The sequence below is a fragment of the Pararhizobium sp. PWRC1-1 genome (genome assembly GCF_049897905.1).
GTDB lineage: Bacteria > Pseudomonadota > Alphaproteobacteria > Rhizobiales > Rhizobiaceae > Pararhizobium.
In genome coordinates, this window is record NZ_JAFCXE010000011.1 from 82,142 (window position 1) to 106,655 (window position 24,514).

21 protein-coding genes are annotated in these 24,514 nt (G+C 61.0%); 20 read left to right on the forward strand and 1 reads right to left on the reverse strand.

The features are described 5' to 3' along the window. From ACP7E0_RS17845 to ACP7E0_RS17915, 15 genes are all read left to right on the forward strand, one after another. Entirely contained in the window at window positions 1-999 is a 999-nt protein-coding gene (locus ACP7E0_RS17845; RefSeq protein WP_426126465.1) for an ABC transporter permease, read from the forward strand. A 6-nt stretch (window positions 1,000-1,005) separates the two neighbouring features. Then, complete coding sequence (locus tag ACP7E0_RS17850) at window positions 1,006-1,989, forward strand: ABC transporter permease (RefSeq protein ID WP_426126467.1); 984 nt, start codon at window positions 1,006-1,008, stop codon at window positions 1,987-1,989. A gap of 216 nt (window positions 1,990-2,205) precedes the next feature. Further along, window positions 2,206-3,171, forward strand: a complete 966-nt coding sequence (locus ACP7E0_RS17855; protein WP_426126469.1) for a sugar-binding transcriptional regulator — start codon at window positions 2,206-2,208, stop codon at window positions 3,169-3,171. A gap of 200 nt (window positions 3,172-3,371) precedes the next feature. Further along, a complete protein-coding gene (locus ACP7E0_RS17860) occupies window positions 3,372-4,808 on the forward strand; it encodes an extracellular solute-binding protein (RefSeq protein WP_426126471.1) in 1,437 nt (478 codons plus the stop codon). A gap of 154 nt (window positions 4,809-4,962) precedes the next feature. Next, window positions 4,963-5,886, forward strand: a complete 924-nt coding sequence (locus ACP7E0_RS17865) for a carbohydrate ABC transporter permease (RefSeq protein WP_426126472.1) — start codon at window positions 4,963-4,965, stop codon at window positions 5,884-5,886. Between the two features lie 10 nt (window positions 5,887-5,896). Next, window positions 5,897-6,754, forward strand: a complete 858-nt coding sequence (locus ACP7E0_RS17870) for a carbohydrate ABC transporter permease (RefSeq protein WP_113245064.1) — start codon at window positions 5,897-5,899, stop codon at window positions 6,752-6,754. A 3-nt stretch (window positions 6,755-6,757) separates the two neighbouring features. After that, a complete protein-coding gene (locus ACP7E0_RS17875) occupies window positions 6,758-7,876 on the forward strand; it encodes an ABC transporter ATP-binding protein (protein WP_426126474.1) in 1,119 nt (372 codons plus the stop codon). Then, window positions 7,873-8,997, forward strand: coding sequence for an ABC transporter ATP-binding protein (locus tag ACP7E0_RS17880; RefSeq protein ID WP_426126476.1), 1,125 nt, complete (start codon window positions 7,873-7,875; stop codon window positions 8,995-8,997). The genes ACP7E0_RS17875 and ACP7E0_RS17880 overlap by 4 nt, the downstream gene beginning before the upstream one ends. After that, on the forward strand, window positions 8,997-10,559 hold the full coding sequence (locus ACP7E0_RS17885; RefSeq protein ID WP_426126478.1) for an FGGY-family carbohydrate kinase: 1,563 nt from the start codon (window positions 8,997-8,999) through the stop codon (window positions 10,557-10,559). The genes ACP7E0_RS17880 and ACP7E0_RS17885 overlap by 1 nt, the downstream gene beginning before the upstream one ends. Before the next feature lie 10 nt (window positions 10,560-10,569). Beyond that, window positions 10,570-11,607 (forward strand): 2-hydroxyacid dehydrogenase, encoded by a 1,038-nt coding sequence (locus ACP7E0_RS17890; protein ID WP_426126480.1) that lies wholly within the window; start codon window positions 10,570-10,572, stop codon window positions 11,605-11,607. A gap of 10 nt (window positions 11,608-11,617) precedes the next feature. Then, window positions 11,618-12,289, forward strand: coding sequence for a class II aldolase/adducin family protein (locus ACP7E0_RS17895; protein WP_426126482.1), 672 nt, complete (start codon window positions 11,618-11,620; stop codon window positions 12,287-12,289). Window positions 12,290-12,445: 156 nt separating this feature from the next. Beyond that, window positions 12,446-13,960, forward strand: a complete 1,515-nt coding sequence (locus ACP7E0_RS17900) for a glycerol-3-phosphate dehydrogenase (RefSeq protein ID WP_426126484.1) — start codon at window positions 12,446-12,448, stop codon at window positions 13,958-13,960. Between the two features lie 15 nt (window positions 13,961-13,975). Then, window positions 13,976-15,031 carry a class II aldolase/adducin family protein gene (locus ACP7E0_RS17905; protein ID WP_426126486.1) on the forward strand — a complete coding sequence of 352 codons (1,056 nt, stop codon included), beginning with the start codon at window positions 13,976-13,978 and terminating at the stop codon, window positions 15,029-15,031. Continuing rightward, complete coding sequence (locus ACP7E0_RS17910; protein ID WP_426126488.1) at window positions 15,028-16,317, forward strand: FGGY-family carbohydrate kinase; 1,290 nt, start codon at window positions 15,028-15,030, stop codon at window positions 16,315-16,317. Before ACP7E0_RS17905 ends, ACP7E0_RS17910 begins: the two co-directional genes overlap by 4 nt. Then, window positions 16,314-17,174, forward strand: a complete 861-nt coding sequence (locus ACP7E0_RS17915) for a TIGR01459 family HAD-type hydrolase (protein ID WP_426126490.1) — start codon at window positions 16,314-16,316, stop codon at window positions 17,172-17,174. Before ACP7E0_RS17910 ends, ACP7E0_RS17915 begins: the two co-directional genes overlap by 4 nt. 33 nt (window positions 17,175-17,207) lie before the next feature. Here ACP7E0_RS17915 and ACP7E0_RS17920 read toward each other — a convergent pair whose 3' ends face one another. Beyond that, on the reverse strand, window positions 17,208-18,938 hold the full coding sequence (locus tag ACP7E0_RS17920) for a chemotaxis protein (protein WP_426126684.1): 1,731 nt from the start codon (window positions 18,936-18,938) through the stop codon (window positions 17,208-17,210). A gap of 378 nt (window positions 18,939-19,316) precedes the next feature. Here ACP7E0_RS17920 and ACP7E0_RS17925 point away from each other — a divergent pair, with 378 nt between their 5' ends. From ACP7E0_RS17925 to ACP7E0_RS17945, 5 genes are read left to right on the forward strand one after another with little or no spacing between them, the layout of a single operon-like run. After that, a complete protein-coding gene (locus ACP7E0_RS17925; protein WP_426126491.1) occupies window positions 19,317-19,646 on the forward strand; it encodes an STAS domain-containing protein in 330 nt (109 codons plus the stop codon). After that, on the forward strand, window positions 19,643-20,011 hold the full coding sequence (locus tag ACP7E0_RS17930; protein ID WP_113312484.1) for a response regulator: 369 nt from the start codon (window positions 19,643-19,645) through the stop codon (window positions 20,009-20,011). Before ACP7E0_RS17925 ends, ACP7E0_RS17930 begins: the two co-directional genes overlap by 4 nt. 56 nt (window positions 20,012-20,067) lie before the next feature. Next, on the forward strand, window positions 20,068-22,065 hold the full coding sequence (locus ACP7E0_RS17935; protein WP_426126686.1) for a chemotaxis protein CheA: 1,998 nt from the start codon (window positions 20,068-20,070) through the stop codon (window positions 22,063-22,065). Further along, window positions 22,062-22,568 carry a chemotaxis protein CheW gene (locus ACP7E0_RS17940; RefSeq protein ID WP_426126493.1) on the forward strand — a complete coding sequence of 169 codons (507 nt, stop codon included), beginning with the start codon at window positions 22,062-22,064 and terminating at the stop codon, window positions 22,566-22,568. Before ACP7E0_RS17935 ends, ACP7E0_RS17940 begins: the two co-directional genes overlap by 4 nt. A 55-nt stretch (window positions 22,569-22,623) precedes the next feature. Further along, window positions 22,624-24,318 carry a methyl-accepting chemotaxis protein gene (locus tag ACP7E0_RS17945; protein ID WP_426126495.1) on the forward strand — a complete coding sequence of 565 codons (1,695 nt, stop codon included), beginning with the start codon at window positions 22,624-22,626 and terminating at the stop codon, window positions 24,316-24,318. Window positions 24,319-24,514: the final 196 nt, after the last annotated feature.

Consider the following 24,514-nt stretch of genomic DNA (forward strand, 5'->3'; position numbering starts at 1 on the left):
ATGACGACGATCGACACATCCGCTCCGGGCGAGCGTGCCGCCCGCCCGAACATGGCGCAGTTTCTCAGCCGCTATGGCACATTTGCGGCCTTCATCCTGCTCGTTGTTTTCAACCTGATCGCCACGCCGAATTTCCTCTCCTGGCAGACGCTCAACGTCAATCTCACCCAGGTCGCAACCATCGTCATCGTTGCCGTCGGCATGACATTGGTGATCGCAACGGGCGGCATCGACCTGTCGGTCGGCTCGCTGATGGCGATCGCCGGCACTGCAGCGCCGATGATCTTCATGGGGCAGCTGCTCCCCATCGAGAACATGGGCATCCTGATTATTCTCTCGTTCATCCTGCCGGTCTTGCTGGTCATGGCGTTCGGATGGTTCAACGGGATGCTGGTGACGCGGTTTTCGATCCAGCCGATCATCGCCACGCTGGTGCTGTTCATCGCCGGACGGGGGATTGCCCAAGTCGCCACCAACGGCAATCTGCAGGTGTTCAAGAACCCGGATTTCCAGTTCATCGCCATGGGCCGCATTGCCGGTGTTCCGGCGCAGGTGATCATCATGATCATCGTCGCGGTGCTTGCCCATTGCCTGATCCGCTATACCGTCATCGGCCGCCAGATCATCGCCGTTGGTGGCAACGAGAAGGCGGCGCGGCTGACCGGCATTCCGGTGCGGCGGGTCAAGACCTTCGTCTACGTCATTAGTGGCGCCCTTGCCGGTGTTGCAGGCTTGATCGTGGTCGCCCGCAATTCGGCGAGCGACGCCAATCTGGTCGGGCTCGGCATGGAGCTCGATGCGATCGCCGCCGTCGCGGTCGGCGGGTCGCTTCTGACCGGCGGCCGGGCTAACATTATTGGTACGGTGCTCGGCGCCTTCGTCATTCAGTTGGTGCGCTACACACTTCTTGCCAATGGCGTGCCGGATGCGGCGGCGCTGATCGTCAAGGCGGGGCTGATCATCATCGCCGTGTTCATCCAGCAACGTGCCAAGGGGTAACAGACCATGATCAAAACCCTTTCGCGGCTCTTTATCCCTAAATCCTCCGGCGATTTCGCCCGTCTCGGCGTGCTTCTGGCGCTGGCCGGCCTGATCCTGTTCGGCGCCCTGCGCTACGACAATTTCATCTCGCAGTTCAATATTCTCAGCTTCCTGCGCTACAACTCGATGTTCGCACTGATCGCACTCGGCATGGCGTTCGTCATCATCACCGGCGGCATCGACCTTTCGGTTGGCGGCGTCGCGGCGATGGCGAGCGTCGTTGCCGCCTATCTGTCGCCCTATGGCTGGATTCCGGGGCTTGCTGGCGGCATGATCGCCGGGCTGATTGCCGGTTCGATCAATGGCCTGATCATCACAAGGATGCGTATCCAGCCGTTTATCGCGACGCTGGCGATGATGCTGGCGGCCTACGGCACGGCGCTGCTTCTGGCCAACAACCAGTCAGTGTCGGTGTCCTACGACACCGGCTTCACCACGATCGGGCAGGACGATTTTCTCGGCTTCCCGATCCCGGCCTGGATCGCGGCGTTCGCCTATGTGCTCGGCTGGATCTTTCTTGAGCGGCATCCGGCAGGACGCCACGTCTTGGCGATCGGTGACGGGGAGGCGACGGCCAATCTGATGGGGCTGAAGGTTGAGAAGACGTTGTTTGCCGTCTATGCGCTGTCCGGGCTGCTTGCAGGTCTTGCCGGCGTCATCCTCGCCTCGCAGTTCGGGGCAGGGCAGCCGACGGAAGGCGTGGGTTGGGAGCTGTTTGCTATCGCTTCCGTCGTGGTCGGCGGTACGCTCTTGACCGGCGGCTCCGGCTCGGTTGGTGCGACGCTGGCGGGTGCGTTGCTGCTCGCGATGGTCTTCAACATCCTCAACTTCGAAAACGGCCTCGGCTGGATTTCGCTCTCGGCCTATTGGCAGTCCGTCATCCGCGGCGCCTTCCTTCTGGTCGTTGTGGTACTGCAGGCCCGGTTGATGAACAAGACCGTGGCTTAAACCTCTCCTCCATCCGTCTCAACGCCAAGCGCGTCCGGGCAACCGGGCGCGTTTTGCGTTTGTCCACATGGAAGCCTGTGCTGTCGCAAGCGCATATCGAATTGCTGCGCCGCCGCATCGAACCTGCTTGACAAATTTTTCAGGCTATGAAAATTCTTTCAGCAATAGATAAAAATATCATGCTGTGAAAAAAATGGCAGAGGCGAGGGCGGAGACATGGTTCTGGGCGGAGGTTCACTTCGGGACGACGAGTCGAGCATGGCAACGCGTGCGGCATGGCTGCATTACGCCGGCGGGCTGACCCAGTCGGAAGTTGCCAAACGTCTCGGCCTGACCTCTCTCAAAGCCCACCGCCTGATCACCAGGGCCAATCAGGAAGGCCTGGTAAAGGTCTATATCGACGGCGAAGTCTCCGAATGCGTCGAACTGGAGCAGAAGCTTTCCGCTCGCTACGGCCTCGACTATTGCGAAGTCGTTCCGGATTTCGATCCGGAGGAGTTGCCGCTGAAGGCGCTCGGTATTTCCGGCGCGCAGTTCCTCAAGCGTCAGATCGAGAAGGACGGCTCCCTGCTGATCGGCATGGGCCATGGGCGGACGCTGGCCGCGTGCGTCGAATATCTGCCGCGCACCTCCAACAAGAATGTCCGCTTCGTCTCGCTGCTCGGTGGCCTGACGCGGCGGTTCTCCGCCAATCCGCATGACGTTATCCACCGGCTGGCCGAGCGCACCGGCGCCGAAGCCTACGTGATGCCGGTGCCGTTCTTCGCCAATTCGATCGAGGATCGCGACGTGCTGTTCAACCAGCGCGGGGTCCGGGAGATTTTCGATCTCGCCGGTAGCGCCGATCTGCTGCTCGTCGGTATCGGTACCGTCGAGCGGGAAGCCTCGCTGGTGGCGACCGGCATGATCGAGAAGGGCGAGCTTGAAGAAATCAAGAGGGGCGGCGGTGCCGGCGAATTGCTGGGCCATTTCTTCGACGACAAGGGCCAGCCGATCGAGACCTCGCTGTCCAACCGCACGTTTACGCTGAGCCGCGAGGCTTTGAAAAACCGTCGCACGGTCGCGGTTGCCGGTGGCAAGGTCAAAGCCCGCGCCATCCGCGCCGTGCTGGAAAGCCGGTTTCTCAGCGGTCTGATCACCGACGAGAAGACGGCGCAGACATTGATGGAGGATGCCGCCTGAAACGGCGCTGTCCCGGCATCGGGAATGAGGGCTGAAGACCGATCCTGGGAGTGGTTCGGTTCAAGCCTGTCGCGGCAACTGCATGCCGGCCAGTCAGGCCGAGGGGTGCAAGCACTGCGATCTGGAGGAAATACCGGTCGGGTAAGCCGGTACGGCTCAATCGATTGAGCATGTTTTGCCCGTGAAGGAGGAGAAGACCAATGCATGAGAAAGAAAAAGACCTGATCAGTGCATTCCTGCGTGGAGAGGTGGACCGCCGCGGAATGCTGAAGGGCCTGGGCGCCATGGGCGTCACGGCCGGTGCTGCCGGCACGCTGCTCAACATGATGTCGACCAAGGCGATGGCTGCCGATTTCGACTGGAAGAAGCACTCCGGCAAGACCGTCAAGCTGCTGCTCAACAAGCATCCCTATGCCGATGCGATGATTGCCAACCTGCAGGCCTTCAAGGATCTGACGGGCATGGACGTCAAATATGACGTGTTCCCGGAAGACGTCTATTTCGACAAGGTGACCGCAGCCCTGTCGTCCGGCTCCACCGAGTATGATGCGTTCATGACCGGCGCCTACATGACCTGGACCTATGGTCCGGCCGGCTGGATCACCGACCTGAAGGAATGGATCAACGATCCGGAAAAAACCAATCCGAACTATGCCTGGGACGATTTCCTCCCCGGTGTGAAGAATTCCTGCGCCTGGAACGGCCAGCCCGGCGGCGCGCTCGGTTCCGACGATGCCAAGCAGTGGTGCATTCCGTGGGCGTTCGAGCAGAACAACATCACCTATAACAAGGCGATGTTCGACAAGGCCGGCGTTTCCGTGCCGAAGAACCTCGACGACATGATCTCCGTTGCCGCCAAGCTGCAGAAGGATGTCGGTGGTATCTACGGGGTCGGCGTGCGCGGTTCGCGCTCCTGGGCGACGATCCACCCGGGCTTCCTGTCGGCCTATTCTAACTTCAACGAAAAGGACCTGAACGTCACCGACGGCAAGCTGTCGGCAGCGATGGGTACGGCCGGCTCCAAGGCCTTCCACGCCAAATGGGTGCAGATGATCCAGGAAAGCGGACCGAAGGACTGGTCGACCTATACCTGGTACCAGGTCGGTACCGATCTGGGCGCCGGCGCCTCGGCGATGATCTTCGACGCCGATTGCCTGGGCTACTTCATGAACGGCGGCGACAACAAGATGGCCGGTCAGCTGTCCTATGCCGCCTTCACCGCCAATCCGGATGCGACGGCCTCGACGCCGAACATCTGGATCTGGTCACTGGCCATGTCCAACTTCTCCAAGGACAAGGACGCTACCTGGTACTTCCTGCAATGGGCATCCGGTCCGGAGCACGCGATCTTCGGCGCCACCAAGATGGACTTCGTCGATCCGGTCCGCCAGTCGGTCTGGAAGGATGAAGCCTTCCGCACCAAGCTCGACAAGTATCCCGGCTATGTCGACATGTTCGACGCGTCCGCCGCCGGCGCTTCAATCAAGTTCACACCGCAACCGTTGTTCTTTGACGTCACCACCGAATGGGCGGCGACGTTGCAGAAGATGGTCGCCAAGGAAGTGCCTGTCGACGAAGGTCTCGACCAGCTGGTCGAGAGCATCGATCGCCAGCTGAAGGAAGCCGGCCTCGGCTGATCTCCCTCCCAAGCAGAGCCCGGCGCTTGAAAGAGCGCCGGGCACCCGCACACCGGCCGATTGCCGCCTTGAGACAACCTGAGATGCCGATGGACTGGCGCGGGATGATCCGCGTGCCGCGCGCTTTCTTCAAAGACAAAGAACGGAGCTCGACATGGCTTCAACAGCCCCCCTCCGCAAGCCGGCTTCAGGTTTCCGCATCAGCCGGAAGATGCTGCCCTATGTGCTGAGCCTGCCGGCATTGCTCGTCTGCATCGGTATTCTGATCCCCTTCTTCACGGCGGTGATCTATTCCTTCCAGCGCTACCGGTTGAGCCAGCCCTGGGCACGGCAATTCAACTGGGGTGAGAACTACCTCAACTTCTTCACCGACCCGGCCTTCTGGAACACGCTGAAAGTGTCGCTGCTCTACGCCGGGATCACCGTGACGCTGGAGCTGCTGCTCGGCCTCGGTATCGCTCTGCTGTTACAGCGCCGCTCGACCGTCAACAATTTCATCTCGATCATGCTGCTACTGCCACTGATGATCGCGCCGGCGCTGGCCGCGCTGATGTGGAAGCTGATGACCAATCCGAGCTTCGGTATTCTCAGCTACCTCGCCAGCCTGATTGGGCTGCATGATTTCCGCTGGGCATCGTCGCCGAGCACGGCGCTGTTGACCGTCGTTCTCGTCGATATCTGGGTCTATACGCCCTTCATCATGATTCTGCTGCTTGCCGGCCTGCGCTCGCTGCCGACCCAGCCGTTCGAAGCGGCGGCGCTTGATGGCGTGCCGAGAACCTTCGTGTTCTTCCGCATCACCCTGCCGATGCTGACGCCCTACATCCTGACGGCGACGCTGTTCCGGTTGCTCGACTCAATCCAGCAGTTCGATATCATCTATGCGATGACGCAAGGCGGGCCGGGCAATACACTGACCGTCTTCCAGGTGGAGGCCTATCTCAATTTCTTCCAGTCGACCAATGTCGGACGCTCGGCAGCTTTGATGGTCATCCTCTGGGCGATCACCTACTTCCTGTCGAACATCTTCATCAAGAACTGGCTGCGGCTGCGCGAACGCGCCCGTGGCGAAGCGTGAGGGGAACACCATGGAAACCACATCCACGCTCGAAAAGACACTGCGGCTGATCGCGCTGACGCTGGTCGTCATCTTCTTCATGTTCCCGATCTTCTGGATCTTCCTGATGTCGTTCCAGACCAATGAAACGATCCTGACGATACCTCCATCGATCATCTTCACGCCGACGCTGTCCAACTATGCAGCGTTGATCACCGGCAAGCTGACGACGGCGGCCGGTACGCTCGACATCGCCTTCATGCGCAATCTCGGCAACTCGATCTTCCTGTCTGTGACATCGGTTGCGCTGGCGCTCGTGCTTGGCGTGCCGGCCGCCTATGCTTTTGCCCGTCACAAGTTCAAGGGTTCCGAAGACATCGCCTTCACACTCCTGTCCTTCCGGTTTGCGCCGCCGCTGCTCGTGCTTTTGCCGCTGACCCAGTATTTCCAGTGGCTTGGACTGTCCGACACATATTTCGGCCTGATCTGGGTCTACCAGCTGATCTGCCTGCCGCTGATCCTGTGGATCGTGCGCGGCTATTTCGAGGATATTTCGGCTGACGTGGAATATGCCTATCGCATCGCCGGTCATTCCTGGTTTGCCACCTTCCGCAAGATCGCCCTGCCGCTGGCAGGCCCCGGGATCGCCGCTGCCGGCCTGCTTGCCTTCATCTTCGCCTGGAACAACTTCGTTTTCGCGCTGGTGCTGGCCTCGGCCGACAAACAGCCGGTGACCGTCGGGGCGCTTGCCTTCGTCACCTCGTCCGGCATCCAGTATGGCCAGATTGCCTCGGCCATCGTGCTTTCGGTGACGCCGACGCTTGCACTTGCACTCTACGCCCAGCGCTACCTTGTCGAAGGCCTGTCGCTCGGCGCGGTGAAGGGATAAATCATGACGACACTTCAGCTTAAAAACATCGTCAAACGCTACAAGACCAACACGGTTCTCGACAACCTGTCGCTGGATGTGGCCGATGGCGAAACGCTGGTCCTGTTCGGCCCATCGGGGGCGGGCAAGACCGTGCTGCTCCGGCTGGTCGCCGGTGTGATCGATCCCGAAGAAGGACAGATCCTGATCGGTGGCGAGGATGTTGCCGATATCGACGCCGAACATCGCGGCATCGGCATGGCCTTCCAGAATTTTGCCCTGTTCCCGCATATGAGCGCATTCGACAATATCGCCAGTCCGCTGACGGCGACGAATGCGACGAAGGATGCGATCTCGGCAGGTGTGCACAAGGTTGCCAAGCTTTTGAAGATCGACCATGTTCTGTCGCATCACCCGAAGGCTCTTTCGAACGGCCAGAAACAGCGCACGGCGCTGGCCCGGGCGCTCGCCGGTTCGCCGCCGCTGCTTTTGCTCGACGATCCCTTGCGCAATGTCGATGCAAAACTGCGTTTCGAGATGCGTCTGGAGCTGCCGCGTCTGCTCGCCGCGCAAGGCGCAACGGTCGTCTATGTGACGCAAGACTACAAGGAAGCCATGGCGCTCGGCGACCGGATCGCCGTGATGTCGCAAGGGCGTATCCGCCAGATTGGCACGCCGGAGGATATCTACAATGCACCGGCGGATATCGAGATCGCCCGTCTGTTCGGCGATCCGACGATCAATCTTCTGGACGTCACACCGAAATCCGGGCCGGAGGGCGTTTATGTAGAGCTTTCGAATGTGAAGGTGGCACTGCCGGGCATGCCATCTGGTGTCGTCGGAAAGACCTGCGTCATCGGTCTGCGGCCTGAGACTATCGCCTTTACCGATGCCGGGGCGCCGGGCGCTATTCCGGTGACGGTGGAGGCCGAAACGCCACTCAACGAAAAGACGGTGACGCTGGTTCTGACTGCGCGTGGCCGGGAAATTCTGGTGTCGCGGCCGGCGGGAACGCCAGGCCCCGTGTCCGGCCCCGCCCATATTGCCGTCAACGGCCAGGCGGCCTTCCTGTTCGACAAGGAGAGTGGCGGGCTGATCCGGTCTGCCGCCATCCCGATGACACGCAATGGAGAAGCGGCATGAGCGAGACCGCACTGTTCATCAAGGGCATCGACAAGTTTTATGGCCCGATCGATCATGGCGTCCATGCCGTCAAACAGCTCAGCATGGATGTGAAGAAGGGCGAGATCATCGCGCTTCTCGGCTCGTCCGGCTGCGGCAAGACCTCGACCTTGCGCATGGTCGCCGGTTTCGAGGCCGTGTCGCGCGGGACGATCTCGATGAAGGGCAGGGAGGTGCAGACCTTTGCGCCGGTCAAGCGCAATGTCGCCATGGCGTTCGAAGGTTATTCGCTTTATCCGCCTTTGACGGTGCGCGAAAACATCGCATTTGCGCTGAAAGCCGCCAAGCTTTCCCAGAGCGTTGTCGATGAGAAAGTCGCCAATATCGCCAAGCTGTTGGAGATCGAGGATATCATGGGCCGCTATCCGAGCTCGATCTCGGGCGGCCAGCAGCAGCGTGCGTCGCTTGGCCGGGCGCTGATCCGCAATGCCGACCTGCACCTGCTCGATGAGCCGATGGGGCAGCTGGAGCCGCAGCTGCGCACCCTTCTGCGCGGCCGCATCAAGCATTTCATCAAGGAACGCGGCCTCACCGCCATTCTCGTCACCCACGACCAGACAGAGGCCAATGCGCTGGCCGACCGGATCGCCGTCATGGAAGGCGGGGTGCTGCAGCAGTTCGATACGCCGCAGATGATCAAGGAACGCCCGGCCAACCTCTTTACCGGCACCTTCGTCGGCGAGCCGCCGATGAACGTGTTTTCGGCGGGGATTTCCGGCTCGGGCGATACCGTATCCTTCGGTCTGAACGAGGGCGTGAGGCTCGACTACAAGGCGTCGGATTTCTCGCATGAGGTGCGGGCCGAACTGATGAAGCGCAGCAAGGTCGTGCTCGGCATCCGGCCCTATGCCGTTCGCCGCAGCGAAGGCGGCGTCGGCGCGAAAGTGGCAGTCAACCAGTGGCTGGGCGACCAGACCCATATCGCCACCGATTTTGCCGGCGGCACGATGGTGCTGGTCGAGCATGACCGCACCAACCTGGCGATCGGCGAGAATGTCGGTATCCGTCTCGATCCGGGAAGCCTGCATGTCTTCGACGGCGACAGCGGCCGGGCCATCAGCCATGGGCAGGAGCTTGCCTGATGCGCGATATCCTGATCGGGATCGATGCGGGAACCTCCGTTATCAAGTCGGTCGCCTTCGACCTTGGCGGCAAGCAGATCGCGTTTTCAGCCATTCCGAACAGCTATGAAAGCGAGGGTGGCCGGGGCGTCGTCCAGGACCTCGACCGCACCTGGGCCGATACCGCCAAGACGCTCGCCGATCTCGCCGGTAAAGTCGAAAACCTCGCCAGCCGGGTTGCGGCGATCTCGGTGACCGGTCAGGGCGACGGCACCTGGCTGATCGATAAAAACGGCGATCCCGTCGGCAAGGGCTGGCTCTGGCTCGACGCCCGCGCCGGTGACACCGTCGAACGGCTGCGGCGCGATAGCGGCGATGCCGCCCGCTTTTCCCATACCGGCTCCGGCCTTGCCGCCTGCCAGATGGGTTCGCAGCTCCGGTGGATACTGGAAAATGCGCCGGAAATGATCGACGGCGCGACGACCGGGTTTCACTGCAAGGACTGGCTCTATTTCAAGCTGACCGGCCAGCGGGCCACCGATCCCTCCGAGGCCAATTTCACCTTCGGAGATTTTCGCACGCGGCAATATTCCGAGGATGTCATCGATTTCCTTGATCTCAGGAAACAGCGCTACCTGTTGCCGGAGATCGTCGACGGCGCCGTCACCCGGCATTCGCTCAACGACGTGGCCGCAGCCTTGACCGGGCTTCTGGCCGGAACGCCGGTGGTGCTGGGCTATGTCGATGTCGTCTGTACCTCGCTCGGAGCCGGGCTGTACGAGCCGGGCACCGATACCGGCTGCTCGATCATCGGATCGACCGGCATGCATATGCGGCTGGCGAAAAGCGCAGATGATGTTCAGCTCAACAGGGACCTGACCGGCTACACCATGTGCCTGCCGATATCAGGCCATTATGCACAGATGCAGTCGAACATGGCAGCGACCCTGAACATCGACTGGATACTGTCTCTGGCGGGCAGCGTGCTCAAGGGCATGGGGATCGAGAAGAGCAAGCCCGAGCTGCTCGGTCATGTCGAGGGCTGGCTGTCCGAGGCCAAGGAAACTTCGCTGCTGTTCCACCCCTATATTTCCGAGGCCGGCGAGCGCGGTCCGTTCGTCGATGCTTCGGCGCGGGCATCCTTTATCGGGCTTGATTTGAACCATGGCTTTGCCGACATGGTCCGCGCTGTGTTCAATGGACTGGCGATGGCGTCGCGCGATTGTTACGTCGAGATGGGGCCGCTTCCGTCACGGGTGCGGCTCACCGGCGGTGCTGCGCGCAGTGCATCCTTGCGGCGCATTCTCGGCGGGGCGCTCGGGTGCTCTGTACAGACCAGCGAGCGCGAGGAGGCGGGGGCTGCCGGCACGGCGATGATCGCTGCCGTGTCGCTCGGCATCTACGGTTCGATGGAAGATTGCGTCAAGGAATGGGTTACCCCCTACCAGCGGCCGGCGGAACCGGCCGACAAAGCCATGGCGGCGCGTTTTGATGCGGCGTTTCCACTCTACAGGCAATCGCGCCTGTCCCTTCGTCCGGTCTGGCACGCCCTTTCCCACGGCTTCGCCCCGGCATCTGAATAGGAAGACTGAAATGAAGAAAATCGCCATAATCGGAGACCGGTTCATGCTGCCGACGGTCTTTCGCGACAAGGTCGTGGAAGCCTGTGGCGACGGGCATGATATCCGTCTCCTCGAACAACCCTGGCCGGATGAGCCGATGGAGCATGGCTATGCCGTCGAGGGCATGGATGGCCTGAAGGAATATGTCGGCAAGGCCGACGATATCATCGCGTTCGTCGGCGACGCCGAACTGGTGATCACCCAGCTGGCGCCGTTTTCCCGCAGCATGTTTTCCCAGCTGCCCGGCTTGAAGTTCATCGCCGTTTCGCGTGGCGGACCCGTCAATGTCGATATGAAGGCCGCCCGCGACGCCGGCGTGCTGGTGGTCAACACGCCCGGCCGCAATGCCAGCGCGGTTGCCGAATTCACGCTCGGCGCCATCCTTGCCGAAACCCGGCTGATCCGTTCCGGTCACGAATCCCTGCGCAAGGGCGAATGGCGCGGCGAGCTCTACCGTGCCGACAAGACCGGCCGCGAGCTGTCGGAAATGACCGTCGGCGTCGTCGGCTACGGCAATATCGGTACCAAGGTGGTGCGCTTGCTGCGGGCGTTCGGAACCAAGGTTGTGGTCTACGATCCCTATGTCCAGCTTTCCGCCGACGACCGCAATGCCGGTGTCGAGCATGTCAGCTTCGACGATCTGCTGTCGCGCTCCGATGTCGTGACGCTACATGCGCGGGTATCGGAAGAGACACGGCATATGATGAATGCCGAGAGCTTCGCCAAGATGAAGCCGGGGGCAATCTTCGTGAACACGGCGCGCGGACCACTCTGCGATTACGATGCGTTGTATGAAGCCCTGGAGAACGGTCCGCTCGGGTCTGCCATGCTGGAAACCTTCGCCGTCGAGCCGGTTCCCGCCGACTGGCCGCTGCTGCAATTGCCGAACGTGACGCTGACGCCGCACATTGCCGGGGCCTCGGTTCGCACCGTGACTTATGCGGCCGAGATGGCGGCCGAAGAGGTGCGCCGCTACATCGCCGGTCTGCCGCCGGTTAATCCGTGCTGAGGGCAGGAGAATGACGGAGAATTACGTTCGCCAGTCGATCATCGACCATTGCCGCAAGATGAATGCGCTCGGTATCAACCAGGGCACATCCGGCAATATCAGCGCCCGCTACGAAGACCGGATGCTGATCACCCCGTCAGCCGCACCCTATGACGAGATGACGCCTGATATGATCGCTTCGCTGCCGCTGGAAGGCGAGTACGGCGCCTGGGACGGCCCGCGCAAACCTTCGACGGAATGGCGCTTCCATCTCGATATCATGAGAAGCCGGCCCGAGGTTCACGCGGTCATCCACACGCATGCGATCTATTCGACCATCCTTGCCATCGCCCACAAGCCGATCCCGGCCTGCCACTACATGATCGCCGCCTTTGGTGGCGACGATGTGAAGGTCTGCGACTATGCGCGCTACGGCACCAAGGAGCTTTCGGACAATATCCTCAAGGCGATGGAGGGCCGCACTGCCTGCCTGATGGCCAATCACGGCATGCTCGCCACCGGAGCCAGCCTCGAAAAGGCGATGTGGGCGGCGGTCGAGCTGGAGACCATTGCCAAGCAATATTACCATGCACTCTTGATCGGCGGCGCCGTGGTGCTGTCTGCTGAGGAGATCGCCGGAGTCCGGAAGGGTTTTGCGAGCTATGGATTGCAGGATGGCGCGAAGAAGGCTGCGAACGGATGATCGCTTGGAGGGTTTCTTTGGCACCGCAGACGCGGTGCCGCTGGATCCGCGGCCCTCGTCCTCGGGTTAAACGCGAGGGAGGATGACGGAGAGAAACGGAACCGGCGGACGGGTGTTCGAGAGAGAAGCAGTGCAGCTTCGACAGGAGAAACAATCGTGAGTGCTGAAACCGGCGTGATCGACCTGTTCATCATCGGCGGCGGCGTCAACGGTGCGGGTATTGCCCGCGATGCGGCCGGGCGGGGCATGTCGGTTGTTCTGTGCGAGAAGGACGATCTGGCTGAGGGTACCAGCTCGCGCTCCGGCAAGCTCGTGCATGGCGGCTTGCGCTACCTCGAATATTACGAATTCCGGCTGGTGCGTGAGGCGCTGATCGAGCGCGAAGTGCTATTGGAATCCGCGCCGCATATCATCTGGCCGATGCGGTTCGTGCTGCCGCACAGCGCGTCCGACCGGCCGGCCTGGCTGGTGCGGCTCGGCCTGTTTCTCTACGATCATCTTGGCGGCCGCAAGCGGCTGCCGGGCACGCGCACGCTTGATCTGCGAACGGCGCCGGAAGGGGCCCCGATCAAGGCGGAGTACCGCAAGGCGTTCGAATATTCCGATTGCTGGGTGGATGATGCCCGCCTGGTGCTGCTCAACGCGCTCGATGCCAAGCAGCGCGGCGCGACGATCCATACCCGCACCGCCTGCACCTCGGTGCGCCGCAATGGCGATCTCTGGGATATCGACATGACCGAGAGCGGCACGGGCCGCAAAATGGAACTGAAGGCGCGGTGCGTGGTCAATACCGCCGGGCCATGGGTCAACGATGTCATCGGCCGCGTTGCCGGGCTGAATTCCCGCCGCAATGTCCGCCTCGTCAAGGGCAGCCATATCATCGTGCCGAAATTCTGGGAGGGGCGGCAGGCCTATCTGGTGCAGAACCCGGACAAGCGGGTGATCTTCATCAACCCCTACGAAAACGACCTGGCGCTGATCGGCACCACCGATATTCCCTATGAGGGGCGTCCGGAAGACGTGAAGGCCGATGGCAGCGAGTTCGATTACCTGATCCAATCGGTGAACCGCTATTTCAAGCAGCAGCTTGCGCAAAGCGATATCGTCCACAGCTTCTCCGGCGTGCGGCCGCTTTATGACGACAATGCCGAAAACCCATCCGCCGTGACGCGCGACTATATTTTCGAAGTTGATGCGTTGAATGGCAAGGCGCCGCTGCTGTCCGTGTTCGGCGGCAAGATCACCACGTTCCGCAAGCTTTCGGAACACGCGCTGGAAAAGATCAGGCCGTTCTTCCCGGCGATGAAGCCGGGCTGGACCTCCAAGGGCGTCCTGCCGGGTGGCGATATGCCAAACGCGGATTTCGACCAGTTCCTCGGGGATCTTCGAGCCAGATACCGCTGGCTGCCGCTCGATCTCGCCAAACATTATGCAAGGCTTTACGGTACGCGCGCGCATGACCTGCTTGGCAATGCGGTGTCGCTCGACGATCTCGGCGCCTCCTTCGGCAAGCTGTTGCGCGAACGCGAGGCGCGGTTCCTGATCGAAACCGAATGGGCGCAGACGCCGCAGGACATTCTGGAACGCCGTACAAAACACGGATTGCACATGACACTGGCGGAGCGCGAGGCTTTGGCGTCCTGGTGTCTGCAGCAGTCGCAGGCGGCTTGAGAGATATCGGAGACAATGGTGAAAAGTTCTGAATTCGAAGCCCTTCTGGATGTCTCGGCCCGGGTCGGTGCCGACCCGGCGCTGGTGCAGGCGGCCGGTGGCAATACCTCTATCAAGGAAGGCGGCACGCTCTGGATCAAGGCGTCCGGCCTCTGGCTGATGCAGGCCCGGCAACGGGACGTAATGGTGCCGGTGGCGCTCGATGCGTTGTTGGATGCGCTTGAGCGTGACGATCCGTCGATAGAAAAGGCACAGGATTTCGTCATCAAGGATCGCAACCCGTCCGGTTTGCGGCCGTCGATCGAGACGACCGTGCACGCACTGATGCCGCAGAAGGTGGTGATCCACGTTCATTGCGTCGAGACGATCGCGACCGCCGTGCAGATCAACGGCGAAACCATCGCCGCATCGAAGCTTGCCGGTATTCCGCATGTGTTCGTGCCCTATGCGCGCCCGGGCCTGCCGCTCGCCAAGGCGATTGCCGCGCGGATCCGGCCGGATACCAGCGTGCTGATCCTCGGCAATCACGGGCTTGCGGTGGCTGCTGAGACGGTGGCGGAGGCGGAACTTCTTCTGGCTGAGGTTTCTAAAAGGCTTGCCTTGCCGCGCCGCAAGGCGCCGGATGCGGATGTTCCGGCGTTGTCGCGGCAGGCGGTCGGCAGTCAGTTTACCCTGCCAGAGGAAAGCGTTTTACACGATGTCGCCACCGATCTGGCCAGCTGCCGCATTGCTGCCGGTGGCAGTCTCTATCCGGATCACGTTATCTTTCTCGGGCGCGGCTCCTTTGTTGCGGCACCCGGTGATACGGCAGCATTGATCGAGGACCGGCATAGGGCTGAAGGATTGTCGTTGCCGCCGGCACTGCTGTTTCCGGGCAAGGGCGTGCTGGTTTCCAAAGACATCACGGCTGGAGCGCTTGCCATGGCGCGCTGCCTCTCGGACGTCCTTGGCCGTATTGGCGAGGGTGCGCGGCTTCGCTATTTGACGGATGCAGAAAATGCCGAGCTTCTCGGCTGGGACGCGGAAAAATACCGGCAGGAACTGAACCGAGCCGGAAAGACGCTGCAATGACCAGTGCCGCAAACAGGCCGTGGGTGATCGGCATCGATATCGGCACATCCGGCGCCCGTGCGGTGGCGATGGATGCGGACTTCAACGTTGTTGCCGCCGGATCGTCGAAGCTGGCGGATTTTTCCACCGATCATCGCGATCCGGTCATCTGGTGGCAGGCGGTGCAGACGGCCTTGGGGCAGGTCCTTGACGTCATCGACCGCAAACAGGTGCGGGCGATCGCGATCGATGGCACCTCCGGCACGATGCTGCCGGTCAGCGCCGACGGCGCGCCGCTGGCGGTGCCGATGATGTATAACGATCCGGTGGAGGACGCGGATATCTTGGCGCGCATCAAGGCGCATGCGCCGAAGGAAAGTGCGGCCCATGGGGCAACGTCAGGGTTGGCGAAGGCGCTGTTGTATCAATCCGTGCCGGGTGTCTTCCGGATCATTCACCAAGCCGATTGGCTTGCCGGGCATTTCACCGGGTTCTACGATGTCTCCGACGAAAACAACGCGCTGAAGACCGGCTATGATCCGGTGTCACGCTCCTGGCCGGACTGGATCGCCGCAACGGGCGCGCGGCTCGATCTGCTGCCGGACGTCTTGCCCGCAGGATCGCCGATTGCAGGAATCTCCGATGATGCAGCGGATGCCTTCGGCCTTGCGGATGATGTCGTCATCGTCGCTGGCACGACGGATGGCTGCGCCTCGTTTCTGGCCACCGGCGCCGATCAGCCGGGCGATGCCGTTTCCGCGCTCGGCACCACACTGACCGTGAAGATGCTGTCGGACCGGCCGCTGTTTGCGCCGGACTATGGTCTCTACAGCCACCGGATCGGCGACATGTGGCTGGCTGGCGGGGCCTCCAATACAGGCGGAGTGGTGTTGTCGGCGCATTTCGACAATGAGCGGATCACTGCGCTTTCGGCCGAAATCGATCCCGCCACCGATACAGGTCTCGACTATTACCCGCTGGTCAAGGACGGCGAGCGGTTTCCCGTCAACGACCCGGCGATGAAACCGCGCATGGCGCCTCGGCCCGAGAGCGATGCCAAGTTCCTGAAGGCGATCTTCGAGGGCATTGCGGGCGTCGAGGCGTTGGCCTATCAGCGGCTGGTGTCGCTTGGTAGTCCGGCGCTGCGGTCCATCCGCACGGTGGGCGGCGGTGCGAAGAACGCGGTCTGGACGGCGATCCGCAGCCGGAAGATTGCAGTTCCTTTTCTGCCGGTGGCTTCGGAAGAGGCGGCGGCTGGGACGGCGCGGCTCGCGCTGATCGGCGCGAAATCGGCGGGTGTGTTATGACGGATGGGCCACTGACGATTTCCGGACTGAATGAGATCGAAGAGCGTTTCGATGCCTTTCTGATCGACCAGTTCGGCGTGCTGCGCGATGGCAAGGGACCGTACCCGAAAGCTGTAGAGACGCTTCGCCGGCTGAAGCAGGCGGGCAAGACGATCATCATCCTGTCGAACTCCGGAAAACGCTCGGCAGAAAATGACCGCCGTCTTGCAGCACTCGGTTTCGACCCGCAGAGCTGGGACTGGTTCTTGACGTCCGGCGAGGTGGCCTGGCGTATCCTTCAGGCCGAAAGCCGGCAGCTGAGCAGCGGCATTGCCCGCAAATGCCTGCTGATCAGCCGCGACGGCGATACCTCGCCATTGGACGGGCTTGATCTGACGCGGACCGAAAGTGGTGAGGACGCCGATTTCATCCTGCTGGCGGCCAGCGAAGGTGACGTGCATCCGCTGTCGTTCTACGAGGCGTTGCTGGCGCCTGCGGCCGCGCGCGGTGTGCCATGCCTGTGCACCAATCCGGACAAGATCATGCTGACGAAGGAGGGTACAGCCTTCGGGGCAGGGCGCATCGCCGAGCTTTACGAAGAACTGGGGGGCACGGTGCGCTGGATCGGCAAGCCGTTCCCCGATATCTACGCGACGGCGCGAGACTTTCTCGGATCGATCGCGCCGGAAAAAATCTGCTGTATCGGCGACAGTATCGAACACGATATCGCCGGCGCTGCGGGTGCCGGGCTGAAATCGATCCTGGTCACGACCGGTATTCTGGAAACCGCGACAGATGCCGATCGTCAGACGCTGTTTGCCGCGCACGGCGCCACGCCCGATTTCATTCTGCCGTCATTCATCTGGTCGGAGAGGTAAGGCTTACCGCGTTCACGCCGCCTGAGCTTCTGCTCAAAACAGCGCGTCGGCGAAGAGGTCGTCGTCATTGGCAGCGGCAGCGACCGGCGTTGCGACGACGGTACCGGCTGGAATGATGGCCTGGTGGACGTTACGCTCCTGCGCCATCGTGTAGAGCTTGAAGATGCGCGGGCCAAGGCCGCCCAAAACATCGCCGAGATCGTTGATATCAGGCATTGTGTCACCGGCGAGATCGCAGAGATCGTCGGCACAGGTGGCGAGTACCTCGCCGAGATCGTTCTGGAAATCCAACTTGCTGATCGACACGCCAATCTTGCTGGCGACTTCCCGGCCATGTTCGGAGAGAATGGTCAGTTCGGTTTCCATGGCGTTGGCTGCCGCGCGGATATTGCCGACGGCGTCGCTCAGGCGTTCGGCAAGACCCGGTCCGCCGGAACTGTCGGTGGCGGCAATCGCGGATGCTGCATCTTCGAAACCCGTCAGCCCGTTGACGATCGCATCGGCGGATTCGTCGAGCTTGGCGGCGAAGATGCGCAGTTCGCCGGTGACCACGTTGATCGACCGGCCTTCCTCGCCCATGCGGCTGCAGCGCAGGTTGGTGTTGAGCGCCATATAGTGGATGTCCATCTTGACGGCGCGGATATTCTCGATACCCGTCAAAAGGTTGGCGGCGGTCGCGGTGGTCGATTGGCTGACATGGTTGGCCTGCAGGCTGGCGGTCTCGACCTGTTTGACAATGGCGTGCGCCGCTGAAACGCTTTCCTCCAGTGCCCGCATGAAATTGCCGCCCTTGGCATCGTCCTCGCTCTGCATCTCGGCCCGCAGGTTGAGAATGTCCTGCGTATCGTGGCTGAAGCTGGCGATGGTTTCGACGACGCTGCGGGAATCCCGCTGGAAGTTGTGCACCATATCGACCATCTGCGCGGCGGCGAGATGATGGACGAGGTTTTCCAACCGCACTTGCGCATCGCGATCAAGAGTGCGGCCTTCGTCACTGCCCAGGAATTCATCCAGGATGGTCAGTGTCGATTGCACGTGCTCGATGCGCTGGCGGGTGATGTCACCGATCTGGAGCGCCGAAAGCGTGGTTGCGACCTTTCCCTGAACTCCACGAGCGAGGACGCCGACCTGCTTGGCGATCTCGCCGAGTTTCTTGCGGTGTCCGCTGATTGTCTGTGCATCCCGCTGCAGGGCGCCGACCACGGCCGGTACCGTCTGCTCATAGCGTTGCGCGATGCCGGACCCGAAGGTCTGGGCGACCTTCAGTTCTTTCTCCAGTGAATTGAGCTGGCCGGCGAAATTGTTTACTTCGCTGGTGCCGGACCGGATGCGATCGAGGATTTCTTCGGCAAAACCGGCAAACTCGGTAATGCCCGCTCCGGTGATCTTCACTGTTACGGCAAAGGTCTGCAGATAGCGCATCGTCTCCTGCATGTCGGCCACATGCGTGCGCAGGCCGGCGCCGGAACTGGACAGAATGTCGAGGTTCCTCTGGCGCATGCTTTCAAGCTGCGGCAGCTCGGAAAGGTTCTTCACCGTTGCGAGCAGGTCGGCCGTCGTGTCTGTGGCAGCGCCGGCGTCGAGCGTCCTTGTGACATTATCCAGCGACGCAAGCAGGCTGTTGAGAACGTCCATGACGGCGAGGAGAACGCTGCCGCCCTCGAGAAAGCGCTTCTCGACTTGGGTTCGCGCCGCTTCCAGCTTGCGGCCGATATCGGTGACGGTGGCAACGCCGGTTGGGTGGGCGCCGGTCTGGTGGGCCAAAGCTGTGCTGTATGTCAAAATAGCCCTCAACTCGAAACATGTGCGATCTTGGCGACAGCCTTAGTGCAAGGATGGAAATGTCTGGTTAAACGCGGGACTCGCCTGCGTTGCACTGTTGCCGTTGCGCCTCGTCGCACTTTTAGCGCGAGTCACTCTTTGCAAGCATTTTCCAATGTGCCGCATTTATCTCTAACTATATGATTTTGAATTTATTTTAGTGGCTAGTTAGATCCTTCTATGAAATCTTCAGGGTAAAAATTCATAGTGAACAGATTCGTAATAAGTGCAGGTTCCTACAACTTGTCTTTACACCATGTTAAGGCTGGCATGAGATTCCATTGAAGGAGACAACAGTATTCATCGTTTCATAGGACTGAAATGACCGCATTATTTAATGAATATCAATCGGTTACTCTGCCGGATAAATTGAATATTAGAAATATAGTTAATGTTTACGAGGTGCTTCACCAAAATATAAAATCCGGAAAAGCTATATTGATTTCCATACCAGATGGTGCAGAGGCCGATTTAAGCTTTATACAGCTTATCGAGTCCGCGCGTATACAAGCAAAATCGTCCGGTACACATGTTCTCATGTCTAAACCGGTAGAGGGATCTGTTCTTTCCGTCCTGAAAAGGGGTGGGTTCAGCGAAGCTTTCTCTCCCGAAGACAAGAAATTCTGGTTGCATGAAGAGGCAATACAATGACCGCGAGAATATTGACCGTCGATGACTCGGCGAGCATCCGTTTGACGACAAAGGTTACCTTGTCCAACGCGGGCTACGAGATCACCGAAGCCGTCAACGGCGCTGAAGGCCTGGAAAAGGCAAAATCGGGACAGTTTGACCTGATCGTCACCGACCTGAACATGCCGGTCATGGACGGCCTGACGATGATCGAGGAACTGCGCAAGCTTCCCGCTCACACGGGCGTGCCGATCATCTTCCTGACAACGGAATCCGATGCTGACCTCAAGGCGCGGGCCAAGGCTGCCGGTGCCACCGGTTGGCTGACAAAACCGTTTGACCCGGAAAACCTGGTGAAGATTGTCAGGAAGGTTGTCGGAAGATGAGCATGACCGATCCCATTGCAGTGTTTCGAATGGAAGCGGCGGAACTGTTTTAGCAGATCGAGGCCGGCCTGCTCGATCTGACCCATCGCCTCGACGACAAGGACCAGATCGACGCCGTCTTTCGCGGCCTTCACACACTCAAGGGATCGGGTGCGATGTTCGGCTTCGACGCGCTCGCGGCCTTTACCCATCACTGCGAAACCGCCTTCGACCGGGTCCGCAAGGGCGAAAAGCCGGCGACAAGCGAGCTGATTGCCGCCGTTCTGGCAGCACAGGATCATATGCGGGCGCTGGTCGACCGGCCGACGGACGACCATGGCAATATCGGCGACGTTCATTTGAGCCAGTTGCAGCGCGCGGTCGAAGGCGATGTGCCGGTGCCAGCTGCCGCGCAGGCGGTGCCAGCGGCACCATCGGCTGCAGCTGCAAAAAGCGGTGCCAATACCTGGCGTATCCGTTTCAGCCTGCCGGTCAACGCGATGGTCAACGGTACCAATCCGCTGGGGCTGCTGGATGAGTTGCGCGATCTCGGCGAATGCCGCATCGCCGTGAATACGTCCGCCGTGCCGTCGCTGGATGTGCTGGTCCCGACCGACCTGCATCTGTCCTGGGATGTCACGGTGACGACCGATCAGCCGCGTTCGGCGATCGACGATGTCTTTATCTTCGTGCTCGACGATATGCAGCTTGACGTCGAGACGCTGACGGATGGCGCCCCCACCGCTGCTGAGCCAACGGTTCAGGCAGAACAGCCTGCACCGGTCGCTCTGCCGGTCGCGGCCGTCGCTCCTGCAGTGTCGGCAGCGCCTGTTTCCGCACCGCTGGTACCGGCCATCGAGCGCGAAGTGCCAAGCGCCAATGATACGCGCCAGGCAAAGGCTGCGGAAAATGTCCGTGTCCCCGCCGAACGTCTGGATGAGCTGATGGACCGGGTTGGGGAGCTGGTGATCGCGCAATCGCGGTTGCGGCAGCTTGCCAGCTCCAGCATGGATCTGCAGCTGCGCTCGGTCTCCGAAGAAATCGAGCGTCTCTCCGGCGAATTGCGCGACACGATGATGGTTCTGCGCATGGTGCCGGTCGGCAGTCTGTTCGGGCGGTTCCGGCGCCTGGTACATGATCTCGCCCGCGAAACCGGCAAGGTCATCGAGCTGGTCACCGAAGGCGAGACCACGGAAGTCGACAAGACGGTGATCGAACGGCTGGCCGATCCGCTGGTGCATCTGGTGCGCAACTCGATCGACCACGGTCTCGAAACCCCGGAAGAACGCCTTGCAGCCGGCAAGAATGAAGCCGGCAAGATCATGCTGTCGGCTCGCCAGGCCGGTGGCGAAGTGATCATCACCATCAAGGACGACGGCCGTGGCATTAACCGCGAGCGGGTGCGGGCCAAGGCGGAATCCTCCGGCCTCATCCAGCCCGGCGCGGTCCTTTCGGATCAGGACCTGCTGCAATTGATTTTTGCTCCCGGTTTCTCGACGGCGGCACAGGTCACCAATCTTTCCGGCCGCGGTGTCGGCATGGACGTGGTCAAGAAGACGGTCGAAACCCTGCGCGGTGCAATCGATATCACCAGCTATGCCGGTCAAGGCTCGGATGTATCGCTGCGCATTCCGCTGACACTGGCGATCATCGACGGCCTTTTGGTCCGTGTCGGAACGGGGCGCTATGTCATCCCGCTTTCGGCGGTGGAGGAGTGCCTGGAACTGTCGCTCGAGGAGGATCTGCGTTCGCGTGGACGCAGCTTCATCTCGCTGCGCGATAGCCTGGTGCCTTTCCTGCGGCTGCGTGATCTGTTCCGCACCGGCACCAAGCCGGATGCGCATCAGAAGGTGGTGGTCATTTCAACCGGCACCGAGCGCGTCGGCATGGTCGTCGACCAGATCATCGGCGACCACCAGACGGTGATCAAGTCGATGTCGAAGCTGCATCATGACGTCGCGACCTTCTCGGGTGCGACCATTCTTGGCGACGGCAGCGTCGCTCTCATTCTCGATGTCGCCCATCTGGTGGCGGCCGGTCAGCAACAGGAGGCGCAGGTGCGCGCGGCAGGATGATCGAAGCGGTTCAGACGAACGACAGACAGCTGCAATCCGACACGCACTGGAACAGCGACGGCGAACTGGAGGTGCTGACATTCGACCTTCACGGCGAGACGTTTGCGCTCGAAGCGACGATGGTTCAGGAAATCCTCGACCTGTTACCGGAAACGATGGTTCCAGGCGCCATGCCCTTTGTCGGCAGCGTCATCAATTTCCGCGGCAAGGTCATCCCGCTTGCGGATATCCGGCTGGCTTTTGGTATGGAAGCGGCGGAAACCACGATCGACAGCCGCATCATCGTGATCGAGCTCGATCTTCAAGGCGAGCCGACACTGGTCGGCCTTCGAACAGACAAGGTGAATGAAGTCACCACGCTTGCCAAGGCATCCAGTGAGGCGCCTCCCAGCGTCGGAATGCGTTGGCGGCCGGACTACATCAATTGCCTGGTCAAGCGGGGAGGGCAATTTATCATCCTTCCCAACCTGCAGGCGATTTTCTCATTCAGAAAAGAAACCTAGCGCCGCGCAGGCTGCATACGGCATGTGCGCAGGTTCATATTCAAGGAATTTGACAATGCGATTTACCATTAAGTTCAAACTGGCGATCGCTTTCGGGTTCGTCATAACCCTTTTGCTCGGAACGGCCGGTTACGGCATTCTAAGCCTCGGCAACCTCAACCTGACGGTCGAGGATGTGCTGCAGGGCCCGGCCGAGCGGTTGAAGCTCGCCCAGCAGATCAATATCTACCAGCTGCAGGCGATCCGCCAGCAGAAGAACCTTCTGGCTGCGACATCGGAAAAGGAATCGATGGATGCGCGCATCAAGGGCGATCACAATCGCAAGCTTTTCGACGAGACGCTGACCGAAGCTGCGGCAAAGGCGACCGAGCAGGGCAAGCCGCGCTGGGTGAAACTCCAGGCGCTCTCGGTTCAAGCCAACGAGGCTGAAAGCCAGATCCGCAAGTTCCTCGATGCCGGCAATGCGCCGGCAGCCCAGAACATTTCCGTCACTACCGCGCGCCAGAGCGCCAATGATATGGACGCAATTCTCGAAGAGATCGTCAAGCTTGAAGAAACGCGTCTGACGGAAGCGCAGGCGGAAGCCGATGCACTTTATCAGGACACGCGGTTGATGATGACTGCAGCGGCAAGTCTTGCCATGCTGATTGCGATTGCCGCCGCCATCTGGATTTCCCTGACCATCAGCAAGGGCCTGCGCCGTGCAACGACTGCCGTTGCCGATGTCGCCGATGGCGATCTGACAAAGCTCGCTGAAATCACCAATCGCGATGAGATTGGTGCCCTTCTCGGTAACGTCAATGTCATGATAGAACGCTTGCGCGGCGTCGTTGCCGATGCTCTGTCGGCCTCCGACAATGTCTCGGCCGGTAGCCAAGAACTGTCGGCAAGCTCCGAGCAGGTCAGTCAGGGCGCGACCGAGCAGGCAGCCTCTGCCGAAGAAGCATCCGCTTCGATGGAAGAGATGGCTGCCAATATCAAGCAGAACGCCGACAATGCGGCGCAGACCGAAAAGATCGCCCGCCAGTCGTCGAAGGATGCCGAAGCCAGCGGCGAGGCCGTTGCCCGCGCTGTCAGCGCCATGCGCACGATCGCCGAAAAGATCGGCATCGTCCAGGAAATCGCCCGCCAGACCGACCTTCTCGCTCTGAACGCGGCTGTGGAAGCAGCCCGTGCCGGCGAGCATGGCAAGGGCTTTGCCGTCGTTGCCTCCGAAGTTCGCAAGTTAGCCGAACGCAGCCAGTCGGCAGCCGCCGAAATCGGTCAGATGTCCGGCGATACCGTCAAGGCCGCCGCCGAAGCCGGTGACATGCTCAACCGTCTGGTTCCGGATATCCGCAAGACCGCCGAACTGGTGTCTGAAATCTCCGCTGCCTGCCGCGAGCAGGATATCGGTTCGAGCCAGATCAACGAGGCGATCCAGCAGCTCGACAAGGTGACCCAGCAGAATGCCAGCGCATCCGAGCAGATGTCCGCGACCTCTGAAGAGCTGGCAGCGCAGGCGGAAGAACTGCAGGCATCGATTGCCTTCTTCAAGGTCGATGCCACAAACCACGGCACCAGCGTCCGGAAGGTTGTTGCCCCGAAGGCGATAACCAAGGTTTCCACGACAAAGCCGGTTGCAAACCGCAGGCCGGCGGCCGCCGGAAATTCTGTGGCCTCCCAGCAGGCACGCGCCAAGGGCTTTGCTCTTGATCTCTCAATGGGCGGCCCGGACGCCGAGGACCAGAACTTTCGCGAGAGCGCATAGCCGATCGTAATCCGGCGCCCCTGACAGGGGCCGCCGCAGTGTCCGCGTGTGTAGGCGCGGGTAGGAATTTTCCGAAACTACCGGTTTCGCGGACGTGAATCACTCACCGCACCGCCCTGCTGGCTCGGACACTCCTCCAATTGGGCACCCGTTCTGGATGCCCGTGTGTTTCCGACCCCAATGTAAGGACCCTTAC

Coding starts and splice junctions, on each gene's coding strand:
- ACP7E0_RS17875 (WP_426126474.1), top strand. CDS start 6,758: ATGACGACACTTCAGCTTAAAAACATCGTCAAACGCTACAAGACCAAC.
- ACP7E0_RS17845 (WP_426126465.1), top strand. CDS start 1: ATGACGACGATCGACACATCCGCTCCGGGCGAGCGTGCCGCCCGCCCG.
- ACP7E0_RS17895 (WP_426126482.1), top strand. CDS start 11,618: ATGACGGAGAATTACGTTCGCCAGTCGATCATCGACCATTGCCGCAAG.
- ACP7E0_RS17850 (WP_426126467.1), top strand. CDS start 1,006: ATGATCAAAACCCTTTCGCGGCTCTTTATCCCTAAATCCTCCGGCGAT.
- ACP7E0_RS17870 (WP_113245064.1), top strand. CDS start 5,897: ATGGAAACCACATCCACGCTCGAAAAGACACTGCGGCTGATCGCGCTG.
- ACP7E0_RS17925 (WP_426126491.1), top strand. CDS start 19,317: ATGACCGCATTATTTAATGAATATCAATCGGTTACTCTGCCGGATAAA.
- ACP7E0_RS17940 (WP_426126493.1), top strand. CDS start 22,062: ATGATCGAAGCGGTTCAGACGAACGACAGACAGCTGCAATCCGACACG.
- ACP7E0_RS17865 (WP_426126472.1), top strand. CDS start 4,963: ATGGCTTCAACAGCCCCCCTCCGCAAGCCGGCTTCAGGTTTCCGCATC.
- ACP7E0_RS17885 (WP_426126478.1), top strand. CDS start 8,997: ATGCGCGATATCCTGATCGGGATCGATGCGGGAACCTCCGTTATCAAG.
- ACP7E0_RS17890 (WP_426126480.1), top strand. CDS start 10,570: ATGAAGAAAATCGCCATAATCGGAGACCGGTTCATGCTGCCGACGGTC.
- ACP7E0_RS17930 (WP_113312484.1), top strand. CDS start 19,643: ATGACCGCGAGAATATTGACCGTCGATGACTCGGCGAGCATCCGTTTG.
- ACP7E0_RS17910 (WP_426126488.1), top strand. CDS start 15,028: ATGACCAGTGCCGCAAACAGGCCGTGGGTGATCGGCATCGATATCGGC.
- ACP7E0_RS17855 (WP_426126469.1), top strand. CDS start 2,206: ATGGTTCTGGGCGGAGGTTCACTTCGGGACGACGAGTCGAGCATGGCA.
- ACP7E0_RS17915 (WP_426126490.1), top strand. CDS start 16,314: ATGACGGATGGGCCACTGACGATTTCCGGACTGAATGAGATCGAAGAG.
- ACP7E0_RS17860 (WP_426126471.1), top strand. CDS start 3,372: ATGCATGAGAAAGAAAAAGACCTGATCAGTGCATTCCTGCGTGGAGAG.
- ACP7E0_RS17945 (WP_426126495.1), top strand. CDS start 22,624: ATGCGATTTACCATTAAGTTCAAACTGGCGATCGCTTTCGGGTTCGTC.
- ACP7E0_RS17880 (WP_426126476.1), top strand. CDS start 7,873: ATGAGCGAGACCGCACTGTTCATCAAGGGCATCGACAAGTTTTATGGC.
- ACP7E0_RS17905 (WP_426126486.1), top strand. CDS start 13,976: ATGGTGAAAAGTTCTGAATTCGAAGCCCTTCTGGATGTCTCGGCCCGG.